A 20707-nucleotide genomic window follows, 5' to 3' on the forward strand; every position below is an offset into this window, starting at 1 on the left:
GGACGGGGTCAGATCTTCCAAAGCACTTGAATGGCCCAACCCGCACAACCGACAAGCCAGACGATGGTGAAAATTTGCAGGGCGAGGCGAATGCCGACAGGCTGGACGTAGTCCATCCACACGTCACGCATGCCAACCCATACGTGGTAGAGCAGCGAAACGATCACGGAGAAGGTCAGGACCTTCATCCATTGCGCGGCGAAGATGCCGGCCCAGAGGTCGTAGCCGATGGGGCCGCGGGTGAAGATCAGCTGCGCGAGCAGGATGATCGTGAAGAGCGCCATCAGGCCGCCCGTGATGCGCTGGCTGAGCCAGTCGCGCAGACCGTAATGTGCGCCGACGACGATGCGCTTGGCGCCGTAATTCACAGACATGGTGGGCTCCTTCTCAGTACAGGCCGAACAGCTTGGCGCCGAGCACCACGGTGAGCAGGATGCTCAGGGCCAGCGTGACCACGGCGGAGGTCTGTCCGAACTCCTTGGTGACGGCGGCGTGGCTCACGTCCATCCAGAGGTGGCGCAGGCCGGCGATGAAGTGGTGCAGGTAGGCCCAGATCAGCGCCAGCGCCACCAGCTTGAAGAACCAGCCGGGCACGAAACCAAGGCCGGTGTTGAAGGCCGCCTTGAACCTGGCGAACGAATAGTCGGACGAGAGCGAGGTGTCGAACATCCAGATGATGAACGGCAGCAGCAGGAACATGATCACGCCGCTCACGCGGTGCAGGATCGACACGATGCCGGCCGGCGGCAGCCGGTAGGTCGTGAGGTCGGTGAAGGCGTTGATGTTCCGGAATTCGCGGCGCGGCGGCCGGGGAGGGGGTGCAAGCTCTGACATGGGGGAAGGCTTTCGTGGCTTGGTGGCTTGTTCTGATGTTCTGAGGGCGAACGCTTTTGTTTCTTCTGCGGAATGCAAACAACGCAAAATTCTATTGCAATGCACCATTGCCCGGCGGCGGTGCCCGCGTCGGCGCAGTGCCGAAGTCGGATGCTATGGCGTTCGCAGCGGATTGCACGCGGTGGGCGGACGCTTCGTTGCCGTTGAATGGTGGGGCCATCTGGTCTCAGCCGAGCTGGTTGCGGTAGTGATGCGTGTCGGTGCGGTAGAGGCCGCGGCGCAATTCCATCGGGGTGTCGTGGTAGGTGTGCGCCAGGCGCTCCACGCTGAGCAGGGGCATCTGCAGCGGCACGTCGAGCAGGGCCGCCTGCTCCGCATCGGGCAGCACCGCGCGGATCTTTTCCTCGGCGCGCACCATGCGCACGCCGAATTCGGTCTCGAACATCGCATACATCGGGCCCGGCCAGGCGCGCAGCCGCTCGGCGGTCAATCCCTTGAAGGGCGCGCCGGGCAGCCAGAGATCCTCGAGGATGGTGGGAACGCCGCCGTAAGCGAGCACGCGCCGCACCTGCAGCACGGCATCGCCGGTGCGCAGGCCCAGCGCGCGCGCCACGTCGGCCGAGGCGCGCTGGCGGCGGCAGTCGACGATGGTCCGCTCGGCGGGGCCTTCGGTGCTCGGCGTGCCGGCATCGGGCACCAGCTTGAGAAAGCGGTATTGCACGTGCTGCTCGGCATGCGTGGCGACGAAGGTGCCCTTGCCCTGGCGCCGCACCACGAGGTTTTCGGCCGCGAGTTCGTCGATGGCCTTGCGCACCGTGCCCTGGCTCACGCGATAGCGCACCGCCAGGTCCATCTCGCTCGGGATCGGCTCGCCCGGCTTCCACTCGCCGGCCTGCAGGCTCTGCAGGATCAAGGTCTTGATCTGCTGGTAGAGCGGACTGAAGGAAGGCGTCGCGGAATCTTCGAGGACGGAGGCGGCATTCATGGCAGCGGTGGGGTGCGCCTTGGCGGAACCTCCGAGCATATCTTATATAAGACATAAGACGGGGCTCATCGAATCGGCTTAAAATGCGGGCCGGCCTGCGCCGCGGAAAGGATTTCCGCCCCGCAGCAAGATCGGCGCCCCGCGCGCCCGCCGATACCGTTTCACCACCTTCTGGAGTCTTCCCATGAGCAAAAAACCCGTCCGCGTTGCCGTCACCGGTGCCGCCGGCCAAATCGGTTACGCCCTGTTGTTCCGTATCGCGTCCGGCGAAATGCTCGGCAAGGACCAGCCGGTCATCCTCCAGCTGCTCGAAATCCCCGACGAAAAAGCCCAGAAGGCCCTCAAGGGCGTGATGATGGAACTCGACGACTGCGCGTTCCCGCTCCTGGCCGGCATGGAAGCCCATGGCGACCCGATGACCGCCTTCAAGGACGCCGACTATGCGCTCCTGGTCGGTTCGCGTCCGCGCGGCCCCGGCATGGAACGTGCCGAGCTGCTGGCCGTCAACGGCGCCATCTTCACGGCGCAGGGCAAGGCGCTGAACGCCGTCGCCAGCCGCAATGTCAAGGTGCTGGTGGTCGGCAACCCGGCCAACACCAACGCCTACATCGCGATGAAGAGCGCCCCGGACCTGCCGCGCAAGAACTTCACCGCCATGCTGCGCCTGGACCACAACCGCGCCGCCAGCCAGATCGCCGCCAAGACGGGCAAGCCCGTGGCCGATATCGAGAAGCTCGTCGTGTGGGGCAACCACTCGCCCACGATGTACGCCGACTACCGCTTTGCCACCATCAAGGGCGAAAGCGTCGCCAAGATGATCAACGACCAGGAATGGAACGCCAACACCTTCCTGCCGACCGTCGGCAAGCGCGGCGCGGCCATCATCGAGGCGCGCGGCCTCTCGTCGGCCGCCTCGGCCGCCAATGCCGCCATCGACCACATGCGCGACTGGGCCCTGGGCACCAACGGCAAGTGGGTCACCATGGGCATCCCGTCGGACGGCCAGTACGGCATTCCGAAGGACACCATGTTCGGCTTCCCGGTCACCTGCGAAAACGGCGAATACAAGCTGGTCGAAGGCCTCGAGATCGATGCTTTCAGCCAGGAACGCATCAACAAGACCCTGGAAGAGCTGCAAGGCGAACAAGCCGGCGTTGCACACCTGGTCTAGGCAGACGGCCGGCATGCTCGACTGGAACCCCGCGCTCTACCGTCGCTACGAGGACGAGCGCACCCGCCCCGCACAGGAACTCCTGGCGCGGGTGCCGTTGCCCGAGGCGTCCCGCGTGGTCGACCTGGGCTGCGGGCCGGGCAATTCCACCGAGCTGCTGGTCCAGCGGTTCCCGCAGGCGCAAGCCCTCGGGACCGACAACTCCGAAGCCATGCTGGCCAGTGCGCGCGAGCGCCTGCCGCGGGCGCGCTTCGAGTTGAGCGACATCGCGACCTGGGCGCCGCATGAAGCGCCCGACCTCATCTAATCTATGCCAACGCATCCCTGCAATGGGTGCCGGACCACGAAAAACTGATCCCGCGCCTGTTCGCTGCGCTGGCCCCGGGTGGCGTGCTCGCCATCCAGATGCCCGACAACCGCGAAGAGCCCACGCACCGCCTCATGCGCGCCGTGGCGGCCGAGGCGCCCTGGGCCGGGCCCATCGGCGATGCCGACCGCCTGCGCACGCTGCTGCTTCCTCTTGGCGGCTACTACGACCTGCTGGCGCCCGCTGCGGCCAAGGTCGATGTGTGGCATACCATCTACCAGCACCCCATGGCCGACGCCGCGGCCATCGTCGAATGGGTGCGCGGCACGGGGCTCAAGCCCTTCGTCGACCGGCTGCCGCCTGACCTGCAGGCCAGCTATCTCGCCGAATACCAGCGCCGCGTCGACGAGGCCTACCCGGCCCGCACCGACGGCAGGCGCCTGCTGGCCTTTCCGCGCATGTTCATCGTGGCGCAGAGGAAAGCATGACGACACCAGTCCATCCGGCCCAGGTGCTGCTCGGTGCGCAAGCCGGCGCCGTGACGCTGCCCGTGTGCGACCACTACAGCGGCGTCGAGGCGCGGATGAAGAAGAGCCTGGCGCTGCAGGCCGACATGGCCGAAGAATTCGGCGCCTGCGTGTTCGACGTCACGCTCGATTGCGAAGACGGCGCCCCCGTGGGCGGCGAGGCCGAGCACGCCGCGCTCGTGACCGAACTCGCGCTGGCCGCGAAGCCCGGCATGCGGGTCGGCGTGCGGGTTCATCCGGTCGATCATCCGGCCTTTGCGGGCGACGTGGTCACCATTGCCGGCCGCGCCGGCCACCGGCTCAGCCACCTGATGGTGCCCAAGGTCGAATCCGCGGTCGACGTCGCGCAGGCGGTGGCGGCCCTCGAGGCCGCAGATGCCGATTCGCTGCCGCTGCACGTGCTCATCGAGTCGCCGCTGGCCGTGCACAACGCGTTCGAGATCGCGGCGCATCCGCGCGTGCAGTCGCTGAGCTTCGGGCTGATGGACTTCGTTTCGGCCCATGCCGGCGCCATTCCCGCCGATGGCATGGGCGCCGCGGGCCAGTTCACGCACCCGCTGGTGGTGCGCGCCAAGCTGGCCATCGCGTCCGCCGCGCATGCCTACGGCAAGGTGCCTTCGCACTGCGTGGTCACCGAGTTCAACGATGCCGGCGCCATGCGCATGGCAGCCCGCAGGGCGGCGGCCGAGTTCGGCTACACGCGCATGTGGAGCATCCACCCGAACCAGATCCGGCCGATCCTCGAGGCTTTTGCACCGGACGAGGCACAAATTCAGGTGGCTACAAGAATCATTACAACTGCGGCGCTTGCAAATTGGGCGCCGACCCAAATCGATGGCACATTGCACGACCGCGCGAGCTATCGCCATTTCTGGCAAGTGCTGACGCGCGCCCACGCAACAGGGCGCGCGATGCCGCCAGAGGCAAAAGCCTGGTTTGCACTCGCGGCCTCCTGAAACTTCCGAATCCAGACTCAAGGAAACACACCCATGAAGAAAATCGTTCTGATCGCAGCCCTGGCCCTGGCGCTCCCGTTTGCCGCCTCGGCGCAGACCACGCCCGCCAAGCCGGCTGCCAAGGCCGAAACCAAGAAAGCGCCGCCCAAGAAGCAAGTCAGCCGCCGCGCCGCCAAGGCCGTCGAGGAAGTCACGCCCATTGCCGATGAATCCACCATCGTCCTGACCGAAGCCGACCTGGCCGTGGCCAAGCGCGTGTCGCTCGGCAAGGCCCAGTGCGAACTCGGCGCCGACGTCACCGTTGCAGCCGACGAGAAGAAGCCCGGCTTCTTCAACGTGTCGACCAAGGACGTGAAGTACCGCATGCACCCGGTCGAAAGCCGCACCGGCGCCATCCGTCTCGAAGACGCCCGCGCCGGCGCCATGTGGCTGCAGCTGGGCAACAAGTCGATGCTGATGAACCAGAAGGCGGGCCTGCGCATTGCCGACGAATGCCAGACCGCGGAGCAGGTCGCGTTTGCCGAAGAAATGAAGAAGAACCCGCCCAAGAGCCTGTTCGAAGGCGCCGATCCAGCCAAGAAGTAAGAAGTCCCCCACGGGGTGCGGCGCGGCTCTTGCTTGCCGTGCCGCACACCCGCCAGCCCGTTTCCGGAGAAAAGAAGATGTTGCAAGCCTACGTTGACCATGTTGCCGAACGCGCCGCGCTCGGTATTCCGCCGCTGCCATTGAGCGCGAAGCAAACCGCCGAAGCCATCGAGCTCCTCAAGAGCGCGAACGCCAAGGACGGTGCCTTCCTGCTCGATCTGCTCACCTATCGCGTGCCCGCCGGCGTCGATGACGCGGCCAAGGTCAAGGCGAGCTACCTGGCGGCCGTGGCCCACGGCACCGAGAAGAACGCCTACATCTCGCGCGCCCGCGCCACCGAACTGCTCGGCACCATGCTCGGCGGCTACAACATCAGCCCGATGATCGACCTGCTCGACGATGCCGAAGTCGGCGGCGTCGCGGCCGAAGGCCTGAAGAAAACCCTGTTGATGTTCGACCAGTTCCACGACGTCAAGGAAAAGGCCGACAAGGGCAACGCCAACGCCAAGGGCGTGCTGCAAAGCTGGGCCGATGCCGAATGGTTCACCAGCCGCCCCGAAGTGCCGCAAAGCATCACTGTCAGCATCTTCAAGGTGGCCGGTGAAATCAACACCGACGACCTGTCTCCCGCACCCGACGCCACCACGCGTCCCGACATTCCGATGCACGCCCTGGCGATGCACAAGAACGCCCGCCCCGGCATCGTCCCCGAGGAAGACGGCAAGCGCGGCCCGGTGAAGTTCATCGAAGACCTGCGCGCGCGCGGCCACCTCGTGGCCTATGCCGGCGACGTGGTCGGCACCGGCTCCTCGCGCAAGAGCGCCACCAACTCGGTGCTCTGGTTCACCGGCGAAGACATTCCCTTCGTGCCCAACAAGCGCTTCGGCGGCGTCTGCCTCGGCGGCAAGATCGCTCCGATCTTCTACAACACCATGGAAGACTCGGGCGCGCTGCCCATCGAGCTCGACGTGAGCCAGATGAACATGGGCGACGTGGTCGAGCTGCGTCCCTACGAAGGCAAGGCGCTGAAGGACGGCAAGGTCATCGCCGAATTCACCGTCAAGAGCGACGTGCTCTTCGACGAAGTGCGCGCCGGCGGCCGCATTCCGCTGATCATCGGCCGCGGCCTCACGACCAAGGCGCGCGAAGCGCTGGGTCTGCCGGCTTCGACGCTGTTCCGCCTGCCGCAAAGCCCCGTCGACACCAGGAAGGGCTTCTCGCTCGCACAGAAGATGGTCGGCCGCGCCTGCGGCCTGCCCGAAGGACAAGGCGTTCGCCCGGGCACCTATTGCGAGCCCAAGATGACCTCGGTCGGCTCGCAGGACACCACCGGCCCGATGACGCGCGACGAGCTCAAGGACCTGGCCTGCCTGGGCTTCTCGGCCGATCTCGTCATGCAGTCGTTCTGCCACACGGCGGCGTACCCGAAGAAGGTCGACGTCAAGATGCACCACGAGCTGCCCGATTTCATGGCCAACCGCGGCGGCGTTTCGCTGCGCCCCGGCGACGGCGTGATCCACAGCTGGCTCAACCGCCTGCTCACGCCCGACACCGTCGGCACCGGCGGCGACAGCCACACCCGTTTCCCCATCGGCATCAGCTTTCCGGCGGGCTCCGGCCTCGTGGCCTTCGCGGCCGCCACCGGCGTGATGCCGCTGGACATGCCCGAGTCGGTGCTCGTGCGCTTCAAGGGCAAGATGCAGCCCGGCGTCACGCTGCGCGACCTGGTCAATGCCATTCCGCTGTACGCCATCAAGAGCGGCCTGCTCACGGTCGAGAAGAAGGGCAAGAAGAACATCTTCTCGGGCCGCATCCTCGAGATCGAAGGCCTGCCCGACCTGAAGGTCGAACAAGCCTTCGAACTGAGCGACGCCTCGGCCGAACGCTCGGCCGCCGGCTGCACGGTGCACCTGAACAAGGAACCGATCCAGGAGTACATCAACAGCAACATCACGCTGATGAAGTGGATGATTGCCGAAGGCTATGCCGACGCCCGCACGCTGGCGCGCCGCATCGCCGCGCAGGAAGCCTGGCTTGCGGACCCGCAGCTGCTCAAGGGCGATGCCGACGCCGACTATGCAGCAGTCATCGAAATCGACCTGGCCGAGATCCACGAACCCATCGTGGCCTGCCCGAACGACCCGGACGACGTGAAGACGCTCAGCGACGTGGCCGGTGCCGCGATCGACGAAGTGTTCATCGGCTCGTGCATGACCAACATCGGCCACTTCCGCGCCGCGTCGAAGCTGCTCGAAGGCAAGCGCGACATCCCGGTCAAGCTGTGGATCGCGCCCCCCACCAAGATGGACGCACAGCAGCTCACCGAGGAAGGCCACTACGGCGTGTTCGGCAATGCCGGTGCGCGCACCGAGATGCCGGGCTGCTCGCTGTGCATGGGCAACCAGGCGCAGGTGCGCGAAGGCGCCACGGTCATGTCGACCAGCACGCGCAACTTCCCGAACCGCCTGGGCAAGAACACCAACGTGTACCTCGGCTCGGCCGAACTGGCCGCCATCTGCTCGCGCCTGGGCCGCATCCCGACGCGCGAAGAGTACATGGCCGCGACCGGCGTGCTCGACGCGTCGAGCGCGCAGATCTACCAGTACCTGAACTTCGACAAGATCGACGACTACAAGACCGAAGCGGACGCCGCCGCCGTGGCCTGATCCACGCGCTGCTTCGCAGCCGAAGAGCCCCGCCTTGGCGGGGCTTTTTTACGTGCGGCGCCACGGCCGCACGCCTCAGCCCGCCGCCAACGCGGCCAGTGCCGCGGCGGTCTGTGCATCGGCCGGAAAGAACGACTCCACCGCCAGCTCCTGCAGCGTGACATCGACCGGCGTGCCGAAGATCGTGGTGGTGCTGATGAAGCTCAGCACGCCGTTCGGCGTGGCCAGTTGAAAGGGCACCACGACGCCCGAGAGTTCGGTCTCCACCGCGGGCGTGTCGTGGCTCACCTGCGGCGTGGGATAGGCCTCGAGTTCGTCGTGCAGCGCCTGCAGCACCGCGTCGCCCGTCGCGGCGATCTGCTGCTGCAATCGCTCGAGCAGATGGGCGCGCCATTGCGCAAGATTGGCAATGCGCGGGGCCAGCCCGTCGGGGTGCAGGCTCAGCCTGAGCACGTTGATGGGCGCGGTCACCAGCTCGGGCGCGGCGCCGGCCATCAGCATCGGCACCAATGCGTTGTGCGCCACCAGGTTCCAGTGCCGGTCGACCGCCAGTGCGGGAAATGGCTCGTGGCCCTTGAGCACCAGGTCCACCGCACGCCTCGCCGCGGCCATGGCGGGGTCGTCGAGCGAGCGCTGCCGGTACATCGGCGCGAAGCCCGCCGCGACCAGCAATGCATTGCGTTCGCGCAGCGGCACGTCGAGCCGCTCGGCCAGGCGCAGCACCATCTCGCGGCTGGGCGCCGCGCGGCCGGTCTCCACATAGCTCAGGTGGCGCGTCGAGACCTCGGCCTCCTGCGCGAGGTCGAGCTGGCTCAGCCGGCGGCGGGTGCGCCAGTGCCTGAGGTGCACGCCGAACGGGTCGCGCGCGCCAGGCTGGCCGGCCTTGGACGAGTGGGTGCGTGAAGTGTTCATGGCCCCGATTCTGGCGTGGCGACGCGGCCTCGCCATGACCTCGCAGGTTATCGACCGTGCACGCACCCTCCGGAATCATTGGCTCCAACGCGGCAGGACAGGCTTGCGGCGCAACCACTGAAGGAGATTCTCACGTCATGGCCAGCAGCCGCACGCCGCCGCGCACGCTGATCGGCCTGGTGGTGGCTGGCAACTTCGGCTGGGCCGTGGCGTGCATCGCGCTGCTGATGAGCGGCGTGTTCGCGGTCAGTGCGCCGGGCATGGCGTGGGTGCTGGCGCAGGTGCTGTGCGTGGTGGTGCTGGCCGAGCTGCAATGGACCGGTTTGCGCCGCACTGCGCCGGGCAGGGAGGCGCGCTTAGTCCCTGACTACAGCAATTGACATTGATCCCCGCTATCCTTGAGGTGCTTCCACGAACCAACAGGAGTTCCTCAATGGCCAAAGCACCGGCACACGCCTTTGCGTCCACCCTCAAGACCTTCAAGACCGCATCGGGCAAATCCGGCAAATACTGGTCGCTCAAGGAACTGGCCAGGCAGTACCCCACCGTCGACCGGCTGCCGGTCTCGATCCGCATCGTGCTCGAGTCGGTGCTGCGCAATTGCGACGGGCAGAAGGTCTCGCCCAAGCATGTCGAAGAACTGGCGCATTGGGCGCCCAACGCGGAGCGCACCGATGAAATTCCTTTCGTCGTGACCCGCGTGGTGCTGCAGGACTTCACCGGCGTGCCGCTCCTGGCCGACCTGGCCGCCATGCGCAGCGTGGCCGCCAAGCTCGGCAAGTCGCCCAAGACCATCGAGCCGCTGGTGCCGGTCGACCTGGTGGTCGACCATTCGGTCATGGTCGACTACTACGGCACGCCCAAGGCACTCGAACTCAACATGAAGCTCGAGTTCCAGCGCAACAACGAGCGCTACCAGTTCATGAAGTGGGGCATGCAGGCCTTCGACACCTTCCGCGTCGTGCCGCCGGGCTTCGGCATCGTGCACCAGGTCAACCTCGAATACTTTGCGCGCGGCGTCTACAAGAGCTCCAGCGACAACGCCGATGTGCCGGTGTACTACCCCGACTCGCTGGTCGGCACCGACAGCCACACCACCATGATCAACGGCGTGGGCGTGGTCGGCTGGGGCGTGGGCGGCATCGAGGCCGAGGCCGCGATGCTGGGCCAGCCGGTGTACATGCTGACGCCCGACGTGGTGGGCTTCGAGCTCACCGGCAAGCTTCGCGAAGGCGTCACGGCCACCGACCTGGTGCTGTTCGTCACCGCCATCCTGCGGGCCGAGAAAGTGGTGGGCAAATTCGTCGAATTCTTCGGCCCCGGCGCCGCTTCCATCGCGGTGCCCGACCGCGCCACCATCGGCAACATGGCGCCCGAGTACGGTGCCACCATGGGCTTCTTCCCGGTCGATGAAATGACCGTGGCGTACTTCGAAGGCACCGGCCGCACCAAGGAAGAGGTCGAGCTCTTCGAGTCCTACTACAAGGCGCAGGGCCTCTTCGGCATGCCCGCGCCGGGCGACATCGACTACACCAAGATCGTCAAGCTCGACCTGGGCACCGTGTCGCCGAGCCTCGCGGGCCCCAAGCGCCCGCAGGACCGCATCGACCTGGGCCACCTGTCGACCAAGTTCTCCGAACTCTTCAGCAAGCCCAACGATGCCAACGGCTTCAACCAGCCCGCCGAGCGGCTGAAGCTGCGCTACCCGCTCACCGCGAGCGGCCGCGGCGACGACGAGGAGGCGGCGCCGCCGCCGCCCAAGGCAGGCAGCGTGACCATCGGCAACGGCGACGTGCTGATCGCGGCCATCACTTCGTGCACCAACACCTCGAACCCGAGCGTGATGCTCGCGGCCGGCCTCCTGGCCAAGAAGGCGGTGGAGGCGGGCCTCACGGTCAAGCCGCACGTCAAGACCTCGCTCGCGCCTGGTTCCCGCATCGTCACCGAATACCTCGAGAAGGCCGGCCTCTTGCCGTACCTGGAGAAGCTGGGCTTCTACCTGGCCGGCTACGGCTGTACCACCTGCATCGGCAACGCGGGCGACCTCACGCCCGAAATCAACGATGCCATCGTCAAGAACGACCTGGTCGGCGCGGCCGTGCTCTCGGGCAACCGCAACTTCGAGGCCCGCATCCACCCGAACCTGAAGGCCAACTTCCTCGCATCGCCGCCGCTGGTGGTTGCTTTCGCTATCGCGGGCAACGTGATGGTCGACCTCATGACCGAGCCGGTGGGCAAGGGCAAGAACGGCAAGAACGTATACCTGGGCGACATCTGGCCGACGCCGAAGGAGATCGACGACAACCTGCGCTTCGCGATGAACGCCAGGTCGTTCCGCGAGAACTACGACAAGGTCAAGAGCGATCCGGGCAAGTTCTGGAGCAGCATCAAGGGCACCGCGGGCCAGGTCTACGACTGGCCCGAGTCGACCTACATCGCCGAGCCGCCGTTCTTCGCGGATTTCAAGATGGCGCCGCATGCATCGGACGCGGGCTTCAAGGGCGCGCGCATCATGGCGCTGTTCGGCGACTCGATCACCACCGACCACATCTCGCCGGCCGGCTCCATCAAGGAAAGCTCGCCCGCGGGCATCTGGCTCAAGGCGCATGGCGTGCCCAAGGCCGACTTCAACAGCTACGGCTCGCGGCGCGGCAACCACGACGTGATGATGCGCGGCACCTTCGCCAACGTGCGCATCAAGAACCTGATGATCCCGCCCGACGTGAACGGCACCCAGGAAGAAGGCGGCGTCACGCTGTTCCAGCCGGGCAACCAGAAGATGTTCATCTACGACGCCGCCATGAAGTACATGGAAGAGGGCGTGCCGACGGTGGTGTTCGGCGGCGAGGAATACGGCACCGGCTCGTCGCGCGACTGGGCCGCCAAGGGCACGCAGCTCCTGGGCATCAAGGCCGTGGTGGCGCGCAGCTTCGAGCGCATCCACCGCGCCAACCTGGTCGGCATGGGGGTGCTGCCGCTGCAGTTCCGCGGCGCCGATTCATGGCAGACGCTGGGCCTGAAGGGCGACGAAAAGATCGACGTGGTGATCGGCGGACAGCTCAAGCCGCAGATGGACGTCAAGCTGGTGGTGCACCGCGCCGACGGTTCGCACCAGGAGGTGACGGTGCGGCTGCGCATCGACACGCCGATCGAGGTCGACTACTACAAGCACGGCGGCATCCTGCCTTTCGTGCTGCGCCAACTCCTGGCCTGAGCGCGTCGGACGCGGCGGGGCGGCTACTTCCCGCCGTCCAGCCGCCGGGCCAGTTCGGCCAGCACCGGCCGGATCTTTTCCCCGACGCGGATCTGAGGGTTCGAGAACCCGTCTTCCTTGCCGGCGTCGATTTCCCTTTGCTTGATCACCGGCACGGCGGCGGCAAACGCGGCCTCCAAGGAGCGGGTCTTGCGCAGCTCTTCGTCGAACACCGCGCGGCCGAAGAAGGTCAGCTCCGAAAGGCGGCCGCAGCCGTACGAGGTGTGCGTGGCGTCCGCGGCGGTCATGACCAGCGTGTGTTCGGTGGCCATCGGCTCGATCCATCCACCCGAGTAGCAGGCCGAGATCGCCACGACGCGATGCCGGATGCCCGCGTCGTCCAGCGCCTTGCGCAACTCGGCCGGCGTGAGCCACGGCACCGAGAGCGGCCCGTTCGTGGCGGCCAGCTGGTGGTCGCGCGCGCCGTGCGAGGTGAGGTACACCACCAGCAGGTCGTTCTCGCGGTCCATGCGCCCCGCGAGGGCGGCCACCGCACGCTGCAGGTTGAGCGGCGTGGCCCAGGGCAGGGTGGCGGCGGTGGTGGGGTGGTTGGCCAGGTGGAGCACGCGGTCCTTTGCGCCGAAGCGCTCCTGGATCACCTTGGCCACCATCGTGCTTTCACGCAGGAACACGTCTTCCGCGGCATACGGCGCGAACACCAGGCCATAGACATTGGTGCGCCCCGGCTCGCGGGCGGCAATGCCGGCCAGCGTGCGCTCCCACAAGGCCTGCTGCTGCTCGAAGACTTCCTGCGTCAGCTTCAGCCGCGGGCGTTCGGGCTCCGCGGCTGCAGTGGCGGCGTAGTCGGCCTGCCAGAGGCGGTCCTGCATGTTCATGGCCTGCCAGAAACCGAGCGCCAGCATGCCCGCGAGCGCCGGCACCAGCAGCGCGACCCGCCACCGCGCCACCGCTTCGCGCGCGCTGAGCCAGCCGATGGCGAACAGCATCCACACATAGCCCAGGCCGTAGAGGCTCCAGAAATAGGTCGCGTCCTCGAGGAACTCCGGCAACCAGCCGTGCGCATAGCCGATCGACAGGCCGACGAACAGCAGGGTGGCGGGCACGGTGGCCCAGGTGGCGAGCACCAGCCAGCGCGCAAGCCGGTGCTGCGGGCCGCGCAGCGTCGTCCAGCCGAGCCATGCGAGCAGTCCCCAGAACCACAGCGAATTGAGCGCGGCCGTGGCATTGAGCTGCGCCGGCCCTGTCACCAGGAAGCGGGTCAACCCGACCCACAGCAGTTGGGGCAGCAAGAGGAGCAGCAGCAGTTGCATTGGGCCGGGCGCGGCCTCGGTGCGCGGCGCCTGCAGGAATGCGGTGCGCAAGCCTTCCTTGATCCAGCGCCAGAGACTGGCGCGCGGTAGGGCGGCCGTTACCTGGGACGGGGCGGAACCGGCGTCGGGCAGCTCGGGCATCTGGGGTTCGGGCGGCGATGTATTCAGGTCCTCTTGCATGCGTCGATCATGCCTTCGCCTCGCGACCATCCGGCTTTTCGCACCGCCGGCCCGTGATCGGGAGAATAATTTTTGGCATGAGAACCACACCACCCCATGCCGCCCCGATCCGCGTCGGCCTCATCTCCGACACCCATGGCCTCCTGCGCCCGCAGGCGCTGGCGGCGCTGCAAGGCAGCGACTTCATCGTGCACGGCGGGGATATCGGCGATGCGGCGATCCTCGCCGCGCTGGGGGCGATCGCGCCGCTCACCGTGGTGCGGGGCAACAACGACCGCGAGGACTGGGCTGCGGGGATTCCGGAGACGGAGTTCCTGCAAGCGGCCGGCGTGCTCGTCTACGCCATCCACGACCTGTCGCAGATCGACATCGAACCTGTGGCGGCGGGCGTCCGCGTGGTGGTTTCGGGCCATTCCCACAAGCCGAAGATCGAGGAGCGCGGCGGCGTGCTCTACGTCAATCCGGGCAGTGCCGGACCGCGCCGGTTCTCACTGCCGATCGCCGTCGCGGAGCTCGTCGTGCAGGGCGACGCGGTCGCTGCGCGCATCATCGAACTGGCCTGAGCAGGCGAGAAAGGGCAGAACCTGCGTGGTCAAAGGGGCTTGGTCAGGTTTCTGCGATTGAGAATTGATAGCATCTAGCCTTTGCTCACCTGGCGCGTTCGGATTCCGACGCACTTTCTTACCGTGCAAACCAACATTTCCGGCGTCGCGCCGGCATCGTCCAGCCTGCGGCTCGACCAGCTCCCCGACAACCAGTGGGCCACGGTGCTCGACGTGGCCCGCCCCGATGGCGCGGACGACCGCGAGCTCGTGCTGCGCCTGACTGAGATCGGTTTCGTGCCAGGCGAAGCCGTGCGCATCGTGGCCAGCGGCCTCCCGGGGCGCGAGCCGCTGGCGGTGCGGCTGGGCCACACCACGTTCGCCCTGCGCCGCCACGAGGCCGCGCTCATTCACGTGTCACCGGGCGTGCAGGAAGGCGCACGCCATGGTTGAAGCCGTGATCCAGGGCCCGGGGCGGCTCGCGGCCACCGCGCAGCCGGGGCGCATCGCCTTGCTGGGCAATCCGAACTGCGGCAAGACGGCGCTCTTCAACCTGCTCACCGGCAGCCGGCAGAAGGTGGCCAACTACGCCGGCGTGACGGTGGAGCGCAAGGAAGGCCTGCTGCGCACCGCGTCGGGCCGCCGCGTGTTCGTGCTCGACCTGCCGGGCGCCTACAGCCTCAACGCGCTCAGCGCCGACGAGGCCGTAACGCGCGACGTGGTCACGGGCAAGAGCAGCGAGCCGCTGCCCGACCTGCTGGTGTGCGTGACGGACGCCACCAACCTCCGGCTCAACCTGCGGCTCGTGCTCGAGGCCAAGCGCCTGGGCCTGCCGATGGTGGTGGCGCTCAACATGACCGACATGGCGAAGAAGCAGGGCATCGTGATCGACACGGCCGTGCTGTCGCGCGAGCTGGGGGTGCCGATCATCGAAACCGTCGGCGTGCAGTCGGGCGGCGCGCAGAGCCTGCTCGAAGCCCTCGATGCGCCGGTGGCCGCCGCCGCGCCGCAGCCCTGGCAGGCGCCGGGCCTCGAGGACGTGCTGGCCACCCAGCGCGAGGTGCGCCGCATCCTCGGTATCGCGGTGCGCGAGCCGGTCGGCAGCCTGGCCACGAGCGACCGCATCGACCGCGTGGTGATGCATCCGGTGTGGGGCATGCTGGTGCTCGCGGCCACGATGTTCCTGATGTTCCAGGCCGTGTTCAGCTGGGCCAACGTGCCGATGGACGCCATCAAGGCCGGCACCGAGGGCCTGGGCAACCTGCTGAAGGCCCACATGCCCGAAGGCATGCTGCAGAGCCTGCTGGTGGACGGCGTCATTGCCGGCGTGGGCGGTGTGATCGTGTTCCTGCCGCAGATCCTGATCCTGTTCCTGTTCATCCTGGCGCTGGAAGACTCGGGCTACCTGCCGCGCGCGGCGTTCTTGCTCGACCGCGTCATGGGCGCGGTGGGGCTCTCGGGCCGTTCCTTCATCCCGCTGCTGTCGAGCTTCGCCTGCGCCATTCCCGGCGTGATGGCCACGCGCACCATCAGCAATTGGCGCGACCGCATCACCACCATCATGATCGCGCCGCTCATGACCTGTTCGGCGCGCCTGCCGGTCTATGCGCTGCTGATCGCGGCCTTCATTCCGGCGCGCACCGTGGGCGGTGTGTTCAACCTGCAGGGCGTGGTGCTGTTCGCGCTGTATGTCTTCGGCATCGTCTCGGCCATGGCGGTGGCCTGGGTGATGAAGCGTTTCCGCGACAACAAGCAGCATTCGCCGCTGATGATGGAGTTGCCGGCGTACCGCTGGCCCAACCCGCGCAACCTGGTGCTGGGCCTCTACGAACGGGCCTGGATCTTCGTCCAGCGCGTGGGCACGATCATCCTCACGCTGACCATCCTGCTGTGGTTCCTGTCGACCTTTCCCTCGCCGCCCGAAGGCGCCACGGGTCCGGCCATCCAGTACAGCCTGGCCGGCATGATCGGCCGCGGGCTCGAGCACATCTTCGCGCCCATCGGCTTCAACTGGCAGATCTCCATCGCGCTGGTGCCCGGCATGGCGGCGCGCGAAGTGGCGGTGGGCGCGCTCGGCACGGTGTACGCGCTATCGGCCAGCGGCGACGACGTGGCGGGCCAGCTCGAACCGCTGATCGCGGGCAGCTGGTCGCTCGCCACCGCGCTGTCGCTGCTGGTCTGGTACGTGTTCGCGCCCCAGTGCATCTCGACGCTGGCCGCAGTGAAGCGCGAGACGGGGTCGTGGCGCTACGTGTGGATCATGGCGGGCTACCTGTTCGGGCTCGCGTATGCCGCATGCTTCGTCACCTACCGCGTTGCGGTCGCGCTCGGCGCAGGTTAAAAGCTGCAATGAAAGGCATGAAGAAGAAATGGCACAGCAACTGATCGTCGGATTGATCGTCGCGGCCGCCGCGTTCTACGCGGTCTGGCGCTGGATGCCCGCGGGCTGGCGGCGCATCGCGGCGCGCAAGCTCGCATCAGGTACGCACCGTGCCGGGCTGGTCGGCCAGGAACGCGCCGACCAGTTGGCGGCCTCGCTCGCCAGGACCTCGGGCTGCGGCTCCTGCGACAGCTGTGGCAGCTGCGGTCCCCAGGCCGCCGGCAAGAAGGAACCCGACGAAGCCGGCCGCGGCGCGCTGTCCACGCACAGCCGCTGAGGCCCATGCCCGCCCACATCCTCGTCGCCGGCGGCGGCATCGGGGGCCTTGCGAGCGCGCTGGCGCTCTCCAGGGGCCGTCACCGGGTCGATGTCTTCGAGCAGGCGGCCGCATTCGCCGAAATCGGTGCCGGCATCCAGGTCGGCCCCAACGTCACGCGGCGCCTGCACCACCTGGGCCTGGCCGACGGCCTCGCGGCCGTTGCCGCCAGCCCCGAAGTCCTGGTGGTTCGAAGCGCGGGCAGCGGCGCCGAGCTGGCCCGCCTGCCGCTGGGCGACGCCATGCGCCAGCGCTACGGCGCGCCGTACCTTTGCGTGCATCGCGCCGACCTGCACGCGCTGCTGCTCGAAGCCGTTCGCGCGCGCGGCACCGGCACGCTGGTGACCGATGCGCATGTCACGCAGGTCGCGGCCGGCGATGACCTGGTGTGCGTCGCCAGCAGCGGCGCGCGTGCCTGGGAGGGCGATGCGCTGGTCGGTGCCGACGGCCTGTGGAGCGTGGCGCGGCAACGGCTCGATTCCGCGTCGGCGGCCGAGCCGCCCCGCGCCACCGGCCACACCGCGTGGCGCGCCATCGCCGCGCAGGCCGACTTGCCGCAAGCGCTCCGGCGCCAACGCATCGATGTGTGGCTCGGGCCGCGCCTGCATGCGGTGGCCTACCCGGTGCGCGGCGGCGCCTGGCTCAACGTGGTGGTCATCGCCGAATCCGCGTCCGCGGGCGATGCGCGCGACTGGGACCAGGCCAGCAGCCTTGCCGCGCTGCAACAGGCCGCGGGCCGAAGCGGCGGCGCGTTGCAGGCCCTGCTCGAAGCCATGCCCGGCTGGCGCGCCTGGACGCTCAGCGACCGTCCCCCGCTCGCTTCCGCTGACGACATGGCGCACGAGCGCGTGGCCCTGGTGGGCGATGCCGCGCATCCGATGGTGCCCTACCTCGCACAGGGCGCAGGCATGGCCATCGAGGACGCCGTGGCGCTGGCCGAGGCGCTGGGCGAAGGCGGGGCGGCCGAAGTGCCCGCGGCCTTTGCGCGCTATGCAGAGGTGCGCTGGAAGCGCAACGCCATGGTGCAGGCCAGGGCCCGGCGCAATGGCCAGGTCTTTCATGCCACGGGGACCCTGCGCCTGGGCCGGGACCTGGCGATGCGCGTCCTGGGCGCGCGGCTGCTCGACCAGCCGTGGCTGTACGCCGGCTGACGCCGGCGGGCTCTCAGAGCCTGAAAGTCTGCAGGTGTTCGATGCGCTCGGCCAGGCCCTCGGCACCGAGGTAGTGGCCCTGCGAGCCGTTGCGCACCTCGAGCAGCGTGGCCTCGAGTTCGGCCAGCATCGCATCGCGTTCGGCAGCGAATGCCGACGGCACGTCGATGCCGGCCTGCGTGCAGGCATCGGCGACCAGGTGCGCACTGGCGGGCGCACCGCAGGCCGCGCACTTGGCGATGGCGGCGACGTTGGGCTCCGCCCCGTTGGCCAGCAGTGCCGTCGTGAGCTCGGGCGAAATCTGGCCGTCGATGCTGCCCAGGGCGTCGGCCGCCACGGGCGCACCGGCGCGCACCAGCGCCATGGCCGCGGCGAAGGCGTTCTTGCCGATGGCCACGTCGGTGGCCAGCGCACTGCCTTGCAGCGGACCTTCGAAGCCCACGCCCGCGGCGGCGAGTTCGGCCACCAGCTCGGCATCGTCGGTGGCAATCGCATGGTTCAGCGCCGCGCGCGCAGTGGTCGGCAGCCGGCGAAGCGTTCCATCCGCCAGCGGTGTGCGCCAGTCGATCACGGCGCGGCAATAGAACGCCACCAGCTTGTCCATCAGGTCGAGATCCAGGCCATGGTCCTGGTGCCTGTCGTCGAGGTATTGCAGCAGCGCCTGGCCCGAGAAATAGTCGCTCGTGGAACCCAGCGGGTCTTCGTCGAGATGCAGCGTCGCGAAGGCGCCGAGCAGGTCGGGTGCGATGGTGCCCAGGCTGTCTTCGTGCAGTGCATGCGTCCAGGCCGGCGGAAGGCCGTGCTTCCATGCGGTGATGTTGCCGTACTCGGGGCCGGGCTCGACCACGGCGTAGATCCGGTCGAGGTACTCGAAGCCGCCGAAGGGCAGGTGCGTGAGCTTGCCGCTCCAGTCGCGGCCTTCTTCCTGGGCCGCCTCTTGCGCCAGTTCCTGTTCATGCGCGATCCAGCCCTGCAGGTCGCGATAGCCGTCGCTGCCGTCCCAGAACAGTTCGGACCAGCTGATGGATTCGACGTTGCCGCCCATCGGCAGCGACAGGTCGTAGTCGAGCCGGCCGCCGGCCGTTTGCCGCCACAGCGACGCAAGCGCCTCGGGAATCGGCCCCGCGCATTGCGCCTCGATTGCGGCGATGCGCGCCTCGGGCATGGGCGGCTGGGCCTCGAAGATCACGCGGTCCGCGAACAGGACCACGCCATGTTCGCGCAGGGTTGCAAGCTCTTCGTGCGAGAACTGGACATCGTTCATGGGATTGCCTCCGTTCTTGCCAATGTAGCGCTTTGTGCAAGGGAGGCAACAAGTCGCATCAAAGATCGGTGCGCAGCTTCCAGATTTCGGGGAACAGCACCACGTCGAGCATCTTGCGCAGGTAGCTCACGCCGCCCGTGCCGCCGGTGCCGCGCTTGAAACCGATCACGCGCTCGACCGTGGTCACATGGCGGAAGCGCCAGAGGCGGAAGGCGTCTTCCAGGTCGGTGAGCTTTTCGCCGAGCTGGTACAGCTCCCAGTGGTCGTGCGGGTTCCGGTACACGACGAGCCACGCCGCCTCGACGCCATCGCTGGCTTCGTAGGGCTGGGTCCAATCGCGCTTCAGGTGGTCGGCCGGCACGGGGAGGCCGCGGCGCGCGAGCAGCTTCAGCGATTCGTCGTAGAGCGAAGGGGACCGGTACGCGGCATCGACCTGCGCCAGCAGATCGACGCGGTGCGCATGCGGCTTGAGCATCGCGGCGTTCTTGTTGCCGAGCGCGAACTCGATGCACCGGTACTGCGCGCTCTGGAAGCCGCTGGAGTTGGCGAGGTACGGCCGCATCGCCGTGTATTCGGGCGGTGTCATTGTCGAGAGCACCGTCCATGCGCTCACCAGCTGTTCCATGATGCGGCTCACGCGCGCGAGCATCTTGAAGGCGTCGGCGAGTTTTTCTTCCGCGATGCAGCGCGTGGCGGCGCGCAGCTCGTGCAGCATGAGCTTCATCCAGAGTTCGCTGGTCTGGTGCTGCACGATGAACAGCATCTCGTCGTGCGCGGGCGAGAGCGGATGCTGCGCGTTGAGGATCTCGTCCAGGTGCAGGTAGTCGCCGTAGCTCATCGACTTGCTGAAGTCGAGCTGCGCCTTTTCTTCGTGGACGATTTTTTCGGTGCTCATGGTGTTTGCTCGCCGGTTATCGCCAGACCACGGCGGTATAGGAGGGGCGTCCCGGAATGGAATCTTTTCGTGGGTAGACGAAACGCACCACGTCGGACTTGCGCTTGAACTCCTGGTAGGTCTCGCCGCCGGGAATGCGTCCCTTGTCGGCCGGCGCGTAGCCCGCGGCGCGAACCTCCTTGACCAGCCGGTCGAAGGCGGCCTTGTCCGTCAGCGCGAGCTCGACGCTGTTCTCGCCCGCACGGCTTTCGACGTAGGTGGACTTCATGAGGCGGACGTTCTGGTCGTCGACCATCTTCTCGTACTCGATCATGCTGACCTCGTCGGTCACCGTCCTGTCGGCGTAGGAAAAGCCCTGGGCCTTGACCTGCTGGCGGAAGGCATCGGGCGTGAGCGCGACGAAAGCCTTGAGCTGGTCCAGCGTGAAGCCCGGTTGCTGTGCGAGGGCCGGCGGGGCGAGCATCAAAATCGATGCGAAGAGGGCGATCAATCGGTGTTTCATGGGACGGTTC

At 67.5% G+C, this 20707-nt stretch carries 18 protein-coding genes and 2 pseudogenes; 12 read left to right on the forward strand and 8 right to left on the reverse strand.

The window, feature by feature from the left end; translation table 11 throughout:
- Positions 1–8: 8 nt before the first annotated feature.
- The 3 genes from sdhD to ABID97_RS08510 form a co-directional block, all read right to left on the reverse strand.
- Positions 9–374, reverse strand: coding sequence for a succinate dehydrogenase, hydrophobic membrane anchor protein (gene sdhD / locus ABID97_RS08500; RefSeq protein WP_354398081.1), 366 nt, complete (start codon positions 372–374; stop codon positions 9–11).
- 13 nt (positions 375–387) lie between these two features.
- Positions 388–834 carry a succinate dehydrogenase, cytochrome b556 subunit gene (sdhC, locus tag ABID97_RS08505; protein ID WP_354398082.1) on the reverse strand — a complete coding sequence of 149 codons (447 nt, stop codon included), beginning with the start codon at positions 832–834 and terminating at the stop codon, positions 388–390.
- 226 nt (positions 835–1060) lie between these two features.
- Positions 1061–1819 carry a GntR family transcriptional regulator gene (locus tag ABID97_RS08510; protein WP_354398083.1) on the reverse strand — a complete coding sequence of 253 codons (759 nt, stop codon included), beginning with the start codon at positions 1817–1819 and terminating at the stop codon, positions 1061–1063.
- Positions 1820–2003: 184 nt separating this feature from the next.
- Between ABID97_RS08510 and ABID97_RS08515 the strand changes: the two genes are divergently transcribed.
- The 5 genes and pseudogenes from ABID97_RS08515 to ABID97_RS08535 all read left to right on the forward strand — a co-directional run bounded on the left by ABID97_RS08515 (position 2004) and on the right by ABID97_RS08535 (position 8031).
- Positions 2004–2990 carry a malate dehydrogenase gene (locus ABID97_RS08515; protein WP_354398084.1) on the forward strand — a complete coding sequence of 329 codons (987 nt, stop codon included), beginning with the start codon at positions 2004–2006 and terminating at the stop codon, positions 2988–2990.
- Between the two features lie 13 nt (positions 2991–3003).
- Positions 3004–3785: pseudogene (gene tam, locus ABID97_RS08520) on the forward strand (trans-aconitate 2-methyltransferase).
- Positions 3782–4780 carry an HpcH/HpaI aldolase/citrate lyase family protein gene (locus ABID97_RS08525; RefSeq protein ID WP_354398085.1) on the forward strand — a complete coding sequence of 333 codons (999 nt, stop codon included), beginning with the start codon at positions 3782–3784 and terminating at the stop codon, positions 4778–4780. The pseudogene tam and the gene ABID97_RS08525 overlap by 4 nt, the downstream one beginning before the upstream one ends.
- A gap of 33 nt (positions 4781–4813) precedes the next feature.
- Complete coding sequence (locus ABID97_RS08530; RefSeq protein WP_354398086.1) at positions 4814–5365, forward strand: hypothetical protein; 552 nt, start codon at positions 4814–4816, stop codon at positions 5363–5365.
- A 77-nt stretch (positions 5366–5442) separates the two neighbouring features.
- The gene (locus ABID97_RS08535; protein ID WP_354398087.1) at positions 5443–8031 is read left to right on the forward strand and encodes a bifunctional aconitate hydratase 2/2-methylisocitrate dehydratase; all 2589 of its coding nucleotides are present in this window, start codon (positions 5443–5445) and stop codon (positions 8029–8031) included.
- Positions 8032–8106: 75 nt separating this feature from the next.
- Here the strand turns inward: ABID97_RS08535 and ABID97_RS08540 are convergent, their stop codons facing one another.
- Positions 8107–8943, reverse strand: coding sequence for a helix-turn-helix domain-containing protein (locus ABID97_RS08540; protein ID WP_354398088.1), 837 nt, complete (start codon positions 8941–8943; stop codon positions 8107–8109).
- 158 nt (positions 8944–9101) lie between these two features.
- Here ABID97_RS08540 and ABID97_RS08545 point away from each other — a divergent pair.
- A pseudogene (locus tag ABID97_RS08545) lies at positions 9102–9323 on the forward strand (hypothetical protein); the annotation flags it as partial.
- Positions 9324–9376: 53 nt separating this feature from the next.
- A complete protein-coding gene (gene acnA / locus ABID97_RS08550; protein ID WP_354398089.1) occupies positions 9377–12157 on the forward strand; it encodes an aconitate hydratase AcnA in 2781 nt (926 codons plus the stop codon).
- Positions 12158–12180: 23 nt separating this feature from the next.
- Here acnA and ABID97_RS08555 read toward each other — a convergent pair whose 3' ends face one another.
- A complete protein-coding gene (locus ABID97_RS08555) occupies positions 12181–13647 on the reverse strand; it encodes a C13 family peptidase (RefSeq protein WP_354398090.1) in 1467 nt (488 codons plus the stop codon).
- 77 nt (positions 13648–13724) lie between these two features.
- On the opposite strand from ABID97_RS08555, the gene ABID97_RS08560 reads away from it, so the two are divergent.
- From ABID97_RS08560 to ABID97_RS08580, 5 genes are all read left to right on the forward strand, one after another.
- Positions 13725–14210, forward strand: coding sequence for a metallophosphoesterase family protein (locus ABID97_RS08560; RefSeq protein ID WP_354398091.1), 486 nt, complete (start codon positions 13725–13727; stop codon positions 14208–14210).
- Positions 14211–14333: 123 nt separating this feature from the next.
- Positions 14334–14642, forward strand: a complete 309-nt coding sequence (locus tag ABID97_RS08565; RefSeq protein ID WP_354398092.1) for a FeoA family protein — start codon at positions 14334–14336, stop codon at positions 14640–14642.
- Positions 14635–16530, forward strand: a complete 1896-nt coding sequence (feoB, locus tag ABID97_RS08570) for a ferrous iron transporter B (RefSeq protein WP_354398093.1) — start codon at positions 14635–14637, stop codon at positions 16528–16530. The genes ABID97_RS08565 and feoB overlap by 8 nt, the downstream gene beginning before the upstream one ends.
- Before the next feature lie 28 nt (positions 16531–16558).
- Positions 16559–16846, forward strand: coding sequence for a DUF6587 family protein (locus ABID97_RS08575; RefSeq protein WP_354398094.1), 288 nt, complete (start codon positions 16559–16561; stop codon positions 16844–16846).
- A 5-nt stretch (positions 16847–16851) separates the two neighbouring features.
- Positions 16852–18036: an FAD-dependent monooxygenase gene (locus ABID97_RS08580; protein ID WP_354398095.1), complete on the forward strand. Its 1185-nt coding sequence runs from the start codon at positions 16852–16854 to the stop codon at positions 18034–18036.
- A gap of 13 nt (positions 18037–18049) precedes the next feature.
- Here ABID97_RS08580 and ABID97_RS08585 read toward each other — a convergent pair whose 3' ends face one another.
- The 3 genes from ABID97_RS08585 to ABID97_RS08595 are packed head-to-tail and all read right to left on the reverse strand — an operon-like array spanning position 18050 to position 20697.
- A complete protein-coding gene (locus tag ABID97_RS08585; protein WP_354398096.1) occupies positions 18050–19300 on the reverse strand; it encodes an SMI1/KNR4 family protein in 1251 nt (416 codons plus the stop codon).
- A gap of 58 nt (positions 19301–19358) precedes the next feature.
- Complete coding sequence (gene kynA / locus ABID97_RS08590; RefSeq protein ID WP_354398097.1) at positions 19359–20195, reverse strand: tryptophan 2,3-dioxygenase; 837 nt, start codon at positions 20193–20195, stop codon at positions 19359–19361.
- Between the two features lie 16 nt (positions 20196–20211).
- A complete protein-coding gene (locus tag ABID97_RS08595) occupies positions 20212–20697 on the reverse strand; it encodes a hypothetical protein (RefSeq protein ID WP_354398098.1) in 486 nt (161 codons plus the stop codon).
- Positions 20698–20707: the final 10 nt, after the last annotated feature.

The sequence above is a fragment of the Variovorax sp. OAS795 genome, assembly GCF_040546685.1.
GTDB lineage: Bacteria > Pseudomonadota > Gammaproteobacteria > Burkholderiales > Burkholderiaceae_C > Variovorax.